The organism is Streptomyces sp. NPDC059582, from assembly GCF_042735715.1.
Classification (GTDB): Bacteria; Actinomycetota; Actinomycetes; order Streptomycetales; family Streptomycetaceae; genus Streptomyces.
In genome coordinates, this window is sequence record NZ_JBHWCC010000022.1 from 52523 (window position 1) to 65264 (window position 12742).

The following is a 12742-nucleotide window of genomic DNA, read 5'->3' on the forward strand; positions in this document are numbered from 1 at the left end:
CCGCAGGGCGGACCACACGTTTCCATTCCGAGTGGCACAGATGACCATCAGATGCCACCCCAGACGAATCCATTCAAGTCACGTTCACCGTCGGACGCGGAGCGCCCAGAGGCCGTTGACCTGGGGCTGCGGCATCGAGCGTGCGCCCGGCGCCGACGGATCCCGACCGTGCCCCCTTGACTCCGTGATGCGTCGGGTCAGCGTCACGGCGGCCGCCACCGCGCGCTCGGATACACCCCTGCCGCCTGTCGCCCGCCGCGGGAGTTCTCGGCTCAGCCGCGAAGTCGCTCCGCGATGTCCGCCAGGTGCCTTCCCTGGTAGTCGGCCGCGGCGAGCGTCGCCTGATCGGGACCCTCCCCGCCACCGCTCGGCCAACTGGTTCCGTAAGGGTTACCGCCCGCCGCGTAGAGCAGCGGATCCGTGTACCCGGGCGGCACGATGATGCAGCCCCAGTGATAGAAGACGTTGTTCAGGGACAGCACCGTCGACTCCTGCCCACCATGGCGGTTCATGGCCGAGGTGAAGCTCGTGGCCGGCTTGTTGTGGAACACTCCGGCCTGCCACAGACCGCCGGTCCTGTCGATGAACTCCTTCAACTGGGCCGATGCGTTGCCGAAGCGGGTCGGCGTGCCGAAGGCGTAGGCGGTCGCCCATTCGAGGTCGGCCAAGGTCGCCTCCTGTACGGAGTCCTTGGTCGCGTCGACGTGCGTACGCCAGGCGGGATTCCCGTTGATCGCGGTGTCGGGCGCGAGTTCGTGAACGCGCCGTAGCCGCACCTCCGCTCCAGTGCTCGCGGCACCGTTCGCCACCGATTGGGCGAGCTGGTGGACGTTTCCGGTGGCGCTGTAGTAGATCACCGCAACACGAACACTCACAGTTTGCTCCCGTTCCTGATGGACCACGGAGAAGATATCAACCCTTAGATCCTTTTTCCGGCTTTGCCCGACTTCATCCCCCGTGTACGGAGAGCGCGTTCGCCACCCGTCGCTGACGCCCTGGCCACCGCTCGACGCCGTCGGCGAACCGGTGACCCGTCCGCCGTGGGGCTTTCAGCCGGAGTGCGATCTCCGCTCGGTCAGGAAGGGGCGCCGGTCAGGACCTCCACCTTGCCGGTGTCGAGTGAGTAGTAGGCACCGACCACGGCGAGGGCGCCCTTGCTCACGAGCGGGGCGAGATCCTGGTTGGTGCGCAGATCGTTCGCGGTCAGCTCGACCTGGGCGCGGGCCATGGTCTCCACCGGGTCGTCCCCTCCTTGGCGGACCGCCTCCTCGTAGGCCGGTTGCAGAGCCTTGACGATCGCCTGCAGGCTGCCGGGCAGTGGCTTGTCGTCACGAAGGGACTTGTACGCGGCCTCGACCGCCCCGCAGCGCTGATGACCGAGAACGACGATGAGCGGGGTCCCACTCGTCATGGGTCCGTACTCCACAGAACCGGTGACCACCGGCTCGATCGCCTCCCCGCCCGTGCGCATCACGAAGAGGTCCCCGAGCCCGGTGTCGAAAAGTAGCTCAGGCGGCACTCGGGAGTCGATGCACGACAGGATCGACCCGAACGGCTCCTGTTGCTGGGCCACGAACTCACGCCGGTTCGGGTCCCGGTCAGGATGCTGGAGGTCTCCGTTCACCCAGCGCTTGTTGCCTTCCACCAGTCTCGCGAACGCCGCCGCGGGCGTCAGCTGCCCGGCTTTCGACGTGCTGCTGGTCATCGCCTCCGGCGTGGCGCTGGTCGCCGATGTGGCGGCGCTGGTCGAGGAGCAGCCCGCAAGCACCGTCGTGGCGCTCGCGACCGCGCCGGCCAGCAGCGCCCTGCGGCCCGAGAATCCCGCTGTGTCCATGGGTCGTTCCCCTTCGTGTGCCACGAGGGGGATTGTTCGGCATGGTGCGGGCGGCCTGTCGGCAGGCGCGAGCGGGCGCCGGCCGATTCGCCACCCACGGCCTACAACGCCCGGCTCGGCCGACGCCTTGAGCGACCGGCCGCCCGCCGGGGGCCGGGAGGCCGGACTCAGCGGACCGGTCGGCCTCGGACAGCGACTCGACTACCAGTCCCTGACACTGGCGTGCATCTCCCACACGAGGATCTCCGCGGGCTGTTCGGCGAAGACCTTCTGCCCGCCGGTCGCCGTGAAGCGCACCGAATCACCTTCGGCCAGCGCCCCCTCACCTTCCAGCGTGACGTCCCCCCGTGCCACGAACAGGTGGAGGAAGGGCGCCTCGGGCAGCGTGACGGAGCCGGTCGCGGGAATCCGCGCGGCGTGCAGTGCGGCGTACTTGTTCCGGATGCGGATGGCGGAGGAGTCGGAGTGCTTGTCCATGCCGGAGGCGACGGTGGTCAGGCCGCTGTCCAACACGTCGGCGTCGATCTCCACCTGCTCGTATCCGGGAGTGATTCCCGCCTCGTCAGGCACCACCCACATCTGCACGAAGTGCACAGGGTCGGCATGGGTGCTGCCGCCCTCCAGACGCCACGAGTCGTTCTTCTCCGAATGCAGGATTCCCGTGCCCGCGCTCATCCGTTGAGCCAGGCCGGGATAGATCAATCCGGAGTGTCCGGTGGAGTCCTGATGCACCAAAGACCCCTGCAGCACCCAGGTGACGATTTCCATGTCCTGGTGTGGATGCGTCTCGAATCCGGTTCCCGCGGTGACGATGTCGTCGTTGTTCACCAGCAGTACGCCGTGATGAGTGTTCTGGGGATCGAAGTGGCGCGAAAAAGAGAACGAGTGCTTCGAGTCGAGCCACGACAGCTCTGTTTTGAAGCGATCGTCACTGCGTCGCACATCGACAGTCGGTTGCATGGCCGAGGTCACCGCGGCTCCCCCTCCGTACCCGTCGCCGTACCCGTGGGGCCGGTCACAACTTGCTCCTCGACGCCACCGGCATCGGGATCTCGGGCACGGCGTCACCGGACGTACGACCGTCGACATGAAGCTGAGCGCAGTGCTGATCCGCGATCTCGGCGCAGATCCCGGCCACCTGCTCACAAAGAGGTGCGCCGATGTCGGCGGCGTTCAACGCCATGATCATCTTGTACTGGAGATCATCCACTGAGCCTCCCGTGGCGCCGATCGACAGCTCCACGCTAAAGGGCACCCTGACGCTTCGCCAGTCGCGACCCGAGTTGCCGCGCGTGAACAACGGCAAGAGCGCATGATGGAGATGGTGCCCTGCGGCAGGGAGACCGGACGGCGGCCTCACGATTGACGGCCTCCCCCTCCGGGCCTCAGGCCGGTAGGACCGCGAAAGCGGTTCCCCGGACTCCCCATGGTCCCGACGGCGCGACGCGCAGTGGGAGATACGGACATGGCAATTCAGCGATCGAAGGATCAGGCGTGGCCGACATTGCGGGTGACCGACTGGGTCGAAACCCGGGACACCCTGCACATGTGGATCCAGATCGTGGGCAAGGTACGTCTCGCTTACGCTCCCCTCCTCAACCACTGGTGGCAGGCGACGCTCTATGTCACTCCGCGCGGATTGGGGACCTCGGCGATCCCTCACCAGTTCGGCGCTTTCGATATCGAGTTCGACTTTGTCGACCACCAGATGCGGATCCGCGACAGTGGCGGCGCCACCCGCTCCGTGAGCATGGAGCCCAAGTCGGTGGCCCGGTTCTACGACGAGACCATGCGCGCGCTGCACGACCTGGGCATAGATGTGGTCATCCAGTCGCGCCCGAACGAAGTGGAGCAAGCGATCCCCTTCGCCGAGGATCATCGGCATACCTCCTACGATGCCACCGCCGCCCATCTGTTCTGGCGACAACTGCTCCAGGCCGACCGCGTCATGGGTGAGTTCCGCGCGCACTTCGTCGGCAAGGTCAGTCCGGTGCACTTCTTCTGGGGAGCCATGGATCTGGCGTGCACACGGTTCTCCGGGCGCTCGGCTCCCCCGCACCCCGGCGGTGTGCCGAGCTGTGGTGACTGGGTGATGGTCGAGAGTTACTCACGGGAGTTGAGCAGCTGTGGTTTCTGGCCGGGCGGCGGCGAGGAGGGCGCGTTCTACTCCTACGGCTATCCAGAACCGGACGGCTTCGCGAAGTCCCCGGTATCCCCGGCCGACGCGTTCTACAGCGGGGAATACAGCCAGTTCATCCTGCCGTACGAGGCCGTACGCACCTCCGGTGACCCTGACTCCGTCCTGATGGAGTTCCTTCAGTCCACCTACGCGGCCGCCGCACGATGCGGCGACTGGGACCGGGACGAGCTGGAAACGGACCCTCGACGGTGGGAGGAACAGCGGCACATGTCGGAACGGTCCCGGTAGGAACGGTGATTGCGGCGTATTCGTCGCCGTTGCTCGGCCACGTCAGCCCACGTCAGCCCACGTCAGCCCACGTCAGCCCACGTCAGCCCACGTCGAGAACAGCCCGTCGAAGTCGAAGTCGCAATCAAAGTCAATGGCGGCTCAGGTGCACGCCGTTCAGCGTGTCCCCGCGGGCGGATCCGCGAAGGTGCCGTGGAGCATGCCGGTGGCCTGTCCTACTTCGATGAGATAGCCGTCCGGGTCGCGCAGATAGCACCGCACCTCGGCCTTGCGGTCGATGGGAGGGGTGAGGAACCGGGCGCCCTTGGCGCTCCACTCGCGGTAACACGTCTGAATGTCGGCGACACGGATGTTCAGGAAGCTGGTGGCGGTGTTCAGGTCGGTGGGTGGTCGCAGGGTGACGTCGGGTTTGTCCGGGGTGGGGCCACCACCGGGATTCATGATGATCCACCCATTGGCGAGGCGGACGATGCAGGGATTCTCGGCGAGCACGACCTCGCCGCCCAGAACGTCCGTATAGAAGGCCCGGGAACGAGCTACGTCGGCCACGGTCAGGAAGTGGGTCAGGACGAGCCCCGTATCGGGGGCGGGAAGGCCGTCATGGTGCATGAGGAAGCTCCAAGCGAGGCGGACACCTCCTCTGATGATGGCGAAGAGTCGTCCGTGCGGACGGATAGACACGGCAGGGAGGGGAGCTACTCCGCCGCTCAGTCCCAGTCGGTGGCGGGTCCCGGTCGTCACGGTGCCCGCCCCGCCGGCTGCGGCCCCGCGGGTGAAACTGACGCCCCGTCCGCGCGCCGGACGATATGGACGGCACTGGCTCAATACCCTGACGAACGTGCTGCTGAGCTGTGCGTTCGTCAACCTGAAGCCCGGAGTCGGGAAGACCACCAGTGCTGTCTGGCTGGCTCATGCCCTGTACGAGCTGGGGTTGCCCCCACTGCTCGTCGACGGCGACCCGGCCGGTTCCGCCCTGCGCTGGAGTGAACTCGCCGGCGGCTTCCCCTTCCCCGTGATCGCCCTTCCGGTGGGCGACGTGCATGACCGCATCGACGACTTCCTCGGTGGGCGCCAGACCGTGGTGCACGACGCACCGCAGATGGAGGACCACGCCCGTATCTCCCGCAGCGTCATGCGCCACGCCAACGAATGGATCGTGCCCGTCACCCCGGCGCCGATCGAACTGGACCGGATGGCCCCGATCCAGACCGAGATGGCCGACGTACAGTCGCTTCGTGCCCGGCCGGCGCGTACCGCCGTGCTGCTCAACCGCACCAACCGCCCCGACGCCACCCGCACCGGTCCCGACGCCGACGCCCGGGAAGTGCTCGCGGAACGCGGCTTCGACGTACTCGACACCCAGATCGCCCGGCTGGACTTGTACTCCCAGTCCTTCGGCGGCCCGGTCCGTGTCCAGGGAACGGCCTACATGGATCTCGCCAACGAACTCCTCAAGCGTCAGGAAGCCGCATGAACCAGCGCAAGAACAACTACCGCGCGGCCCTGCAACGCGACCAGGCGGAACCGGCACCTCGCACCGCCAAAGTCACCACGCTCAACAGCAGATTCGTCCGCATCACCATCGAGCTCGAACCGGAAGTCCTGCGCAACCTGGACCGCTGGACGGCACCGGCGATCGCCCTGCTGGCCACCACCTGCACGACCGCCCTGCACCTCCTGACAGTGTTCACTCCCCCGAGGTCGTCGTCCGGCGCGGACAGCCGCACCTGACGGTCCACGGGGCCTTCCCCTCACCTCGATTCCCTTCGTTTCTCAGCGTTTCTCAGCGTTTCTCAGCGTTTCTCCTCGACCTCAGCCCGAGGCCGTCCGTGCCCTGCGATTGCGGAGGCAGTCGGCGGCCCGGCATTGTTCGTGGCACCGTCCACTCTCGTGGTCGTGGGCTCGTGTGCCGAGGAGGCGTTCCCGTGGCTGTCGTTCCCGTGCGTCGTCTGGCTCTGCTCGGGGGCGGCTTCTCCACGGACGACGACGGCCTGCTGGACGACTGGGTGCTCGGTCACGCACGCGCTCCCCGGCCCAAGGTGTGCTTCGTCCCCACGGCCAGTGGGGACGCCCCGGCCTACCTCGAACGGTTCCTCGCCGCGTTCCGGTCGCGCGACTGCGAGCCCGGTGTCCTGCCGTTGTTCCGCAGAGAGCTCGACGACGACGCCCTGCGTACGTTACTGCTGTCGCAGGATGTCGTGTACGTAGGCGGCGGCAACACGGCGAACCTGCTGGCGGTCTGGCGTGTGCACGGAGTGGACCGGTTGCTGCGCGAGGCCTACGACCGCGGCACCCTCCTGTGCGGCATCAGCGCCGGCGCCAACTGTTGGGCCGAAGGGTCGCATACCGATTCCTTCGGACCGCTGACGTTTCTGCCCGACGGGCTGGGCCTGTTGTCCGGCTCGGTCTGCCCGCACTACGACACCGAACCGGGCCGCCGCTCCTCCTACCGAGCGGCTGTCGCCACGGGTGCCCTCGCCCCCGGATGGGCGCTGGAGGACGGCGTCGGCGCCCTCTTCACGGACGGCCTCCTGACCGAGGCCGTGAGTCGCACGCCACGGGCCCACCTGTACCGGGTCGAGCCGGACGGGGAGCGCGGAGCGAAGGAGCGGGCCCTGCCGTGCCGCTTGCTCGCCGAGGGTCGGTGACGCCTCTTCGCCGCGGGCCCCTCTCGCCCCGGAACTCCGGGGCTACGCCGAGGCCGTCCCTACGAGGCAGCATCCCGACGGGGCAGCGTCGGGCGTCCCGGCGTGGTGTCGGAGCGTAGCTTGCGCGGGCGCGCCGGCAGACATCGCTCGCCCGACGCCCGCGGCTGGTGGGGAGCCGGTGTCTGAGGCCGGGGCCTGTCCGCGCCCCCGAGTTCAGCACGGCTCAGACGGAGACCGTCTCCGGCGCTTCGACGGTGGTGGGATCGTCGACGGGCTTCTTCGGCGTACCGCGGCCCATGAAGCCGTGGGCCGCGCCGACGAGCAGGCCGCCGCCGCCGAGGTTGCCAAGTCCCACCCGCAGCAGGTTGCGGGCGAAGCCGGCGGCTGTCGCGCCCGGCACGTGCTCCAACATGCCGAGCGAGTAGTACGTCATGTTGGCCACGACGTGCTCGAAGCCCGAGCCGACGAACGCGAGCAGAGCCCAGAAGATCAGCACGAGCTTGGCGCCGTCGGACCTGGTCCGCGCCGCCATCCCCACGCCGAGGCAGACCAGGAAGGTGCGGAGCACCCCGCGGAAGAACAGGGCGGTGCCCGACTCCACCGCCTTACACTCTGGGATAAATAGGGTTGACCTTCACATCACGGAAGCCGGAATGGAAATGCCGATACCAATACCAATTCGACGTAAGTCACAGTCAATGAACCTTCAATCACCAGCAAAGTCTTCGACGACCGAGCCAAGTCCGGTCGCGGATCGCCCACCGCGTGAAGAAGTCGTTCAGGAACTGTTCCATACGTGACCGACCACGCACGGGCAGGCTCCACAGCTCAATAAGAAGCCGCGGCGCTCAGTGTCATGAGCCGCTCCTATTGGACTTACCCTCGGACGGCGCGCCAGGATGAAGGAGCACCCCTCATCAGGGCATACCGCCCTCAGCGTCACGGAGATCCCTCATGCACCACGTCGCGGACGCCAACCGTTACGACGGCACCATGCAGTACCGGCGCACCGGACGCTCCGGGCTCGACCTGCCGGTCCTGTCGTTGGGCTACTGGCACAACTTCGGCGACGACAAGCCGTTCGAGGCCCAGCGCCAGATCGCGCTGCGCGCCTTCGACCTCGGGATCACCCACCACGACCTGGCCAACAACTACGGGCCGCCGTACGGTGCCGCCGAGATCAACTTCGGCAAGATCATGCGGCAGGACCTGGCGCCCTACCGGGACGAGATGGTGATCTCCACCAAGGCCGGCTGGGACATGTGGCCGGGCCCCTACGGCCAGGGCGGCGGCTCGCGCAAGTACGTCCTCGCCTCGCTCGACCAGTCCCTCCAGCGCATGGGCCTGGAGTACGTCGACATCTTCTACTCCCACCGGCTGGACGCCTCCACCCCGCTGGAAGAGACCATGACCGCGCTGGACACCGCGGTGCGTCAGGGCAAGGCGCTCTACGTCGGCATCTCCTCCTACGACGCCGAACGCTCCCGGCAGGCCGCGGCGATCCTCCGCGAGCTGGGCACGCCTCTGCTGATCCACCAGCCGTCGTACAACATGCTCAACCGGTGGATCGAGACCGAGGGCCTGCTCGACGCCGCCGCCGACGAGGGCTTCGGCGTCATCGGCTTCACCGCGCTGGCCCAGGGACTGCTCACCGGCCGGTACCTCGACGGCATCCCCGAGGGGTCCCGCGCCACCCAGGACAAGTCCTTCAGCACGAGCTGGCTCGACGAGGACACCCTGCCCCGACTCCGCGCCCTCAACGACATCGCCGCCCGCCGGGGCCAGAGCCTGGCCCAGATGGCGCTCGCCTGGGCACTGCGCGACGAACGCGTCACCTCTCTCGTCATCGGCGCGTCCCGCGTCGAGCAGCTGGAGCAGAACGTCGCCGCCCTCGACAACCTCTCCTTCACCGACGAGGAACTCGCGGACATCGACAAGCACGCGATCATCGAAGGCAGCGTCGACCTGTGGCAGCAGGCCCGCACGGGCAGCCTCGACTGACCGCCCGTGAACCCCTGACGCGGGTAGGGCGCCTGGGCCGCGGGTACGGCGCCCCACCGGCCTTAGTCTCGAAGGGGACGTGCGCCGCCGGGCGTAGGCTGTGCCCAGCATGGACACAGCGGGGGGGCTCATGACAGGTGAGAATGCGCGGAGTTGGGAATCGGCCCTCGATTCGGTCGTGGTGTACGCGCAAGGTGCGCTCTGCCGTCGGCTGGCCCGGGGCCGGGTGCCGGCGGACGGCCGGGTGCGGGTGCCGGGTCTGCCGCGCTCACTGGACCCGGGCTCACTGCGGGCCCGGGTCACGGGCGCTTCCGGGGTACGTGTCGTGGAGGCCCGGGTGGAGGTCGACGCCGAGCCGTCCGACACCGGCACGCACGACGAACTGCGGCGCGAGGCCGAGCGGTTGCGCGACGCGTGCGCGGCGGCACGGCAGCGCAGGGACCGGCAGCTGAGCCTGGTCCAGGAAGTCACGGCGCTGCACCCGGTGCCTCCGGCCCGCAGGCGAGACGACCCGCACCGCCGTACCCCGGTCGACGCCTGGCTGGAGCTGGCCGACTTCGTCGACGGGCGGTTGACGACCCTGCACACGCGTCTCGTCGAGCTCGAGGCGGCGCTGAGCCACGTCGAGCACGAATGGGAGATCGCCACCGACAGGCTCACCCGCGCCTCCAGCGACGCACCCTCAGCCCGTGTGGAGACGTCGGTCTGCGCCGTCCTGACCCTCGACGGCACGGGTGAGGCGGAGCTCGAGATCGAGTACGGGGTGCCGGGCGCCGTCTGGGTACCGGCCTACCGTCTCGGTTACCGGCAGGGTGACGGCAGCGGCCGTCTGGTGCTGCGCGCCTCGGTCGCTCAGCGCACCGGAGAGGACTGGACCGGCGTGCGCATCGCGCTGGCCACCGCCGACCTGCGGCGCCGCACCGACCTGCCGAGGCTTCGTTCGATGCGGATCGGACGCCGTCAACCCACCCCCACCCCGTCCGGCTGGCGCGAACCGCCCGCGGGGCTCGCCGACCTGTTCGCCGGGTACGACGCGTCAGGCCCTCCTCCCGCGACGACCGGCGGGGGCGTGGCCGGCGGGCCAGGTGCCGGGTCGGCGGTTGCCGCGGGCGGCTCCGCGCCGGGTCCCGTTCCACCGCCCCTGCCCCCGCCCCCGCCGATGCCGCAGGGCTACGGCGGTCCGCCCCCCGCGCCCCCCGCGGTCGGCGCCTTCCCGAAGGCCGTCGGCGGCCCCATGCCCGATCTCGCGCGGCCGACCCGGTCGCTCGCCCGCGGCGGCTCCTTCGCGGGACCCGCCGCCGTGCCGCCCGGCGCTCCCGCCCTCGCCGGCCCGCCATCGGCACCGGCGCCCGCCGCCGGGGGGCCACCGCCGCCTCCGGCACCCGTTGCCGGTCCGCCGCAGCCGAGCGACGCCGAACTCGACTACGCGGCCCTCGTCCTGAGCGGACCCGACGCGCGGAGCGACCGCAGAGGTCTCCTGTTCCCCGGCCCGTCCTTCGACCCGGTGGCCGCCGAGTACCGTCGCCGCGGTGAAGCGGTCGCCGCGCTGCCGCTGCCCGGACACGCCGTGCGGCCCCGCGAGTCGGCCGGTTCCTTCGACCACCGCTTCGACGCCACCGCCCGCGCCGACGTACCGTCGGACGGCACCTGGCACACCGTCACCGTCGGCGAGATCCCGGTCGGCCTGCGCACCGAGTACGTCTGCGTACCGGCCGTGGAGCAGACCGTGTACGCGACGTTGGTCATGTCCAACGCCACCGACCAGGCGCTGCTGGCCGGCCCGGTGGAGGTCACCGTCGACGACGAGTTCCTGCTGACCGCCGCACTGCCCACGCTCGCCCCCGGCGGTGTGCGCCGGGTGGGACTCGGACCGGCCGAGGGCGTCCGCGTCACCCGCCGTGCGAACCTGCTCGAGTCGACCACCGGACTGCGCAACGGCACCACCGTGCTCGACCACCGCGTCCATGTGGAACTGGCCAACGGGCTCGCGAGGCCCGTCACCGTCGAGGTCCGCGAGCGGGTGCCGGCCACCTCCGAGGCGGACGTCCGGATCGTGGAACGGGCGGACTGGACGGCACCCGAGGACGACACGGGCCCCGATCAGCACGCTCCGGGCAGCCGCGTCTGGCGGGTGGAGCTGCCCGGCGGCGGCACCGCCGCCCTCGACGGCGGCTACGAGATACGCATCCCGGCCGGCAAGGCCCTGGTCGACGGCAACCGCAGGAGCTGACACATCATGTCCACGGCCCCGAAGCCGATCGCTCTCCCCGTCACCGCTGTCACCTGTCTGGAGGACCGCGCCCACATCGAGCGGACCGCCGTGCTCGACCTCCGGGCCGGAGTGCAGCGGCTGCTCCTCGGGCCGGTCAGCGCGCTGGCCGTCGACCGCACCCTTCATGCCGAGCTGACCGCCGATCACCCGGCGACCGTGCTCGACGTACGGATCGTGCGCAACTGGACTCCGCGCGGGCCGCTGCCCTCCGACGACGACTCCGTCCTCCGTCGCCGCCTGCGCACCCTCGAAGAGGAACAGGTCGCACTGGAACAGCGCCGCGATCGTCTGCGCGCCCGCCTCGACCTCCTCGCCCGGCTGGCCGCCGACCTGCTGCGGGACATCGGCGAAGGGGCCGGGGCCGGGGAGACCGAGGCGCCCCGCTGGACCCGCGAACTGGACCGGCTGGACGGCGAACGCGACACGTACGGCGAGGAACTGCGCACTGTCCAGGACCGGTTGACCGCGGTCGCCACCGAACTCGGCGAGGTGCGGCGGGCCATGGATCTCGCCGAGGAGGAGCCGGTCGAACTGCTCGCCCATGTCGAGCTGACCGTGGAGGCCGCGGCGGCCGGCCCGGCCCGGCTGCGTCTCGGTCACCTCACCCCGTGTGCGCTGTGGCGACCCGCCTACCGGGCCGTCCTCGACGGGGGCGCGCTGACCCTGGAGACCGACGCCGTGGTCTGGCAGCGCACCGGCGAGGACTGGACGGACGTACGGCTGACGTTGTCGACGGCCCGGTCGGCGCTGGCCACCGAACCGCCGCGGCTGGGAGAGGACCGGTTGACGCTCAAGGACCGCTCCGCCGCGGAGCGCCGTACGGTCGACGTCGAACTGCGGGAACAGGAGATCGGGGACCTCGGCCCGGTCCCGGTGCTCGGCCTGCCCGGCGTCGCCGACGGCGGCGAGGCTCGGGTGCTGCACTCCCCCGCGCCGGTCTCCGTGCCCGGCGACGGGCGCGCCCACCGGGTGCCGGTCTCCGCTTTCACCACGGTCGCCAGGAGCGAGTACGCCTGCTCGCCCGAACTGTCCCCGCTGGTCACCCAACTGCTGCGGTTCGACAACCAGTCCGGCCACGCGCTGCTGGCCGGACCCGTGGACCTGGTCCGGGGCAGCGGGTTCAGCGGCCGGGGCACGCTGGAGTTCACCGCTCCCGCAGCCCCCGTGGAACTCGCCTTCGGCAGCTGCGACGACTTCCGGGTGGTCCGCCATGCCGAGGAGTCCCGCGACTCCGTCGGCATCACCCAGCGCACCGTGGTGACCCACACGGTCCGGCTGCACCTGTCCCGGTTCTCCGCGCCCGGGGAGAACGACGAACGGACGGTGGTCCTCCGGGAGCGCGTCCCGGTCTCCGAGGTCTCGGCGGTGGAGATCCGGCTGCGCAAGGACGACTGCTCCCCCGCACCCGACGCGGTCGACACCGAAGGCATCGCCCGCTGGGACATCACACTCCCGCCCGGCGGCCGCCGTACGGTCACCCTGGCCTACGAGGTGTCGGCGAGCGCCAAAGTCACCGGTCTGTGAGCGCGCGGACCGGGTCAACTCCCGCGTCCGGAAAC

13 protein-coding genes are annotated in these 12742 nt (G+C 69.8%); 7 read left to right on the forward strand and 6 right to left on the reverse strand.

Annotated elements, in window-relative coordinates; genetic code table 11:
* Window positions 1-272: 272 nt before the first annotated feature.
* The 4 genes from wrbA to ACFV0T_RS20165 form a co-directional block, all read right to left on the reverse strand.
* The gene (wrbA, locus tag ACFV0T_RS20150) at window positions 273-875 is read right to left on the reverse strand and encodes an NAD(P)H:quinone oxidoreductase (protein WP_385780613.1); all 603 of its coding nucleotides are present in this window, start codon (window positions 873-875) and stop codon (window positions 273-275) included.
* A gap of 200 nt (window positions 876-1075) precedes the next feature.
* Window positions 1076-1834: a carbonic anhydrase gene (locus tag ACFV0T_RS20155; protein WP_385780616.1), complete on the reverse strand. Its 759-nt coding sequence runs from the start codon at window positions 1832-1834 to the stop codon at window positions 1076-1078.
* 201 nt (window positions 1835-2035) lie between these two features.
* Window positions 2036-2794: a pirin family protein gene (locus ACFV0T_RS20160; protein WP_385780810.1), complete on the reverse strand. Its 759-nt coding sequence runs from the start codon at window positions 2792-2794 to the stop codon at window positions 2036-2038.
* A gap of 55 nt (window positions 2795-2849) precedes the next feature.
* A complete protein-coding gene (locus ACFV0T_RS20165; protein ID WP_385780618.1) occupies window positions 2850-3077 on the reverse strand; it encodes a hypothetical protein in 228 nt (75 codons plus the stop codon).
* A gap of 222 nt (window positions 3078-3299) precedes the next feature.
* Between ACFV0T_RS20165 and ACFV0T_RS20170 the strand changes: the two genes are divergently transcribed.
* A complete protein-coding gene (locus ACFV0T_RS20170) occupies window positions 3300-4262 on the forward strand; it encodes a DUF5996 family protein (protein ID WP_385780621.1) in 963 nt (320 codons plus the stop codon).
* 156 nt (window positions 4263-4418) lie between these two features.
* Here ACFV0T_RS20170 and ACFV0T_RS20175 read toward each other — a convergent pair whose 3' ends face one another.
* On the reverse strand, window positions 4419-4871 hold the full coding sequence (locus ACFV0T_RS20175) for a VOC family protein (protein ID WP_385780623.1): 453 nt from the start codon (window positions 4869-4871) through the stop codon (window positions 4419-4421).
* 229 nt (window positions 4872-5100) lie between these two features.
* Here ACFV0T_RS20175 and ACFV0T_RS20180 point away from each other — a divergent pair, with 229 nt between their 5' ends.
* The 3 genes from ACFV0T_RS20180 to ACFV0T_RS20190 all read left to right on the forward strand — a co-directional run bounded on the left by ACFV0T_RS20180 (window position 5101) and on the right by ACFV0T_RS20190 (window position 6910).
* Window positions 5101-5736 (forward strand): AAA family ATPase, encoded by a 636-nt coding sequence (locus tag ACFV0T_RS20180; protein WP_385780626.1) that lies wholly within the window; start codon window positions 5101-5103, stop codon window positions 5734-5736.
* Window positions 5733-5993, forward strand: a complete 261-nt coding sequence (locus tag ACFV0T_RS20185; protein WP_385780629.1) for a hypothetical protein — start codon at window positions 5733-5735, stop codon at window positions 5991-5993. Before ACFV0T_RS20180 ends, ACFV0T_RS20185 begins: the two co-directional genes overlap by 4 nt.
* Window positions 5994-6187: 194 nt before the next feature.
* Window positions 6188-6910, forward strand: a complete 723-nt coding sequence (locus tag ACFV0T_RS20190) for a Type 1 glutamine amidotransferase-like domain-containing protein (protein WP_385780632.1) — start codon at window positions 6188-6190, stop codon at window positions 6908-6910.
* 223 nt (window positions 6911-7133) lie between these two features.
* Here ACFV0T_RS20190 and ACFV0T_RS20195 read toward each other — a convergent pair whose 3' ends face one another.
* Window positions 7134-7511, reverse strand: coding sequence for a formate/nitrite transporter family protein (locus ACFV0T_RS20195; RefSeq protein ID WP_385780635.1), 378 nt, complete (start codon window positions 7509-7511; stop codon window positions 7134-7136).
* Between the two features lie 353 nt (window positions 7512-7864).
* On the opposite strand from ACFV0T_RS20195, the gene mgrA reads away from it, so the two are divergent.
* The 3 genes from mgrA to ACFV0T_RS20210 all read left to right on the forward strand — a co-directional run bounded on the left by mgrA (window position 7865) and on the right by ACFV0T_RS20210 (window position 12707).
* Entirely contained in the window at window positions 7865-8911 is a 1047-nt protein-coding gene (gene mgrA, locus ACFV0T_RS20200) for an L-glyceraldehyde 3-phosphate reductase (protein WP_385780638.1), read from the forward strand.
* A 130-nt stretch (window positions 8912-9041) separates the two neighbouring features.
* A complete protein-coding gene (locus tag ACFV0T_RS20205; RefSeq protein WP_385780641.1) occupies window positions 9042-11141 on the forward strand; it encodes a DUF4139 domain-containing protein in 2100 nt (699 codons plus the stop codon).
* Window positions 11142-11147: 6 nt separating this feature from the next.
* On the forward strand, window positions 11148-12707 hold the full coding sequence (locus tag ACFV0T_RS20210; RefSeq protein ID WP_385780644.1) for a mucoidy inhibitor MuiA family protein: 1560 nt from the start codon (window positions 11148-11150) through the stop codon (window positions 12705-12707).
* Window positions 12708-12742 lie beyond the last annotated feature (35 nt).

Excerpts from the sequence above, each read along its gene's own strand:
- ACFV0T_RS20155 (WP_385780616.1), bottom strand. The coding sequence starts at position 1,834 with ATGGACACAGCGGGATTCTCGGGCCGCAGGGCGCTGCTGGCCGGCGCG.
- ACFV0T_RS20160 (WP_385780810.1), bottom strand. The coding sequence starts at position 2,794 with ATGCAACCGACTGTCGATGTGCGACGCAGTGACGATCGCTTCAAAACA.
- ACFV0T_RS20170 (WP_385780621.1), top strand. The coding sequence starts at position 3,300 with ATGGCAATTCAGCGATCGAAGGATCAGGCGTGGCCGACATTGCGGGTG.
- ACFV0T_RS20175 (WP_385780623.1), bottom strand. The coding sequence starts at position 4,871 with ATGCACCATGACGGCCTTCCCGCCCCCGATACGGGGCTCGTCCTGACC.
- ACFV0T_RS20185 (WP_385780629.1), top strand. The coding sequence starts at position 5,733 with ATGAACCAGCGCAAGAACAACTACCGCGCGGCCCTGCAACGCGACCAG.
- mgrA (WP_385780638.1), top strand. The coding sequence starts at position 7,865 with ATGCACCACGTCGCGGACGCCAACCGTTACGACGGCACCATGCAGTAC.
- ACFV0T_RS20205 (WP_385780641.1), top strand. The coding sequence starts at position 9,042 with ATGACAGGTGAGAATGCGCGGAGTTGGGAATCGGCCCTCGATTCGGTC.
- ACFV0T_RS20210 (WP_385780644.1), top strand. The coding sequence starts at position 11,148 with ATGTCCACGGCCCCGAAGCCGATCGCTCTCCCCGTCACCGCTGTCACC.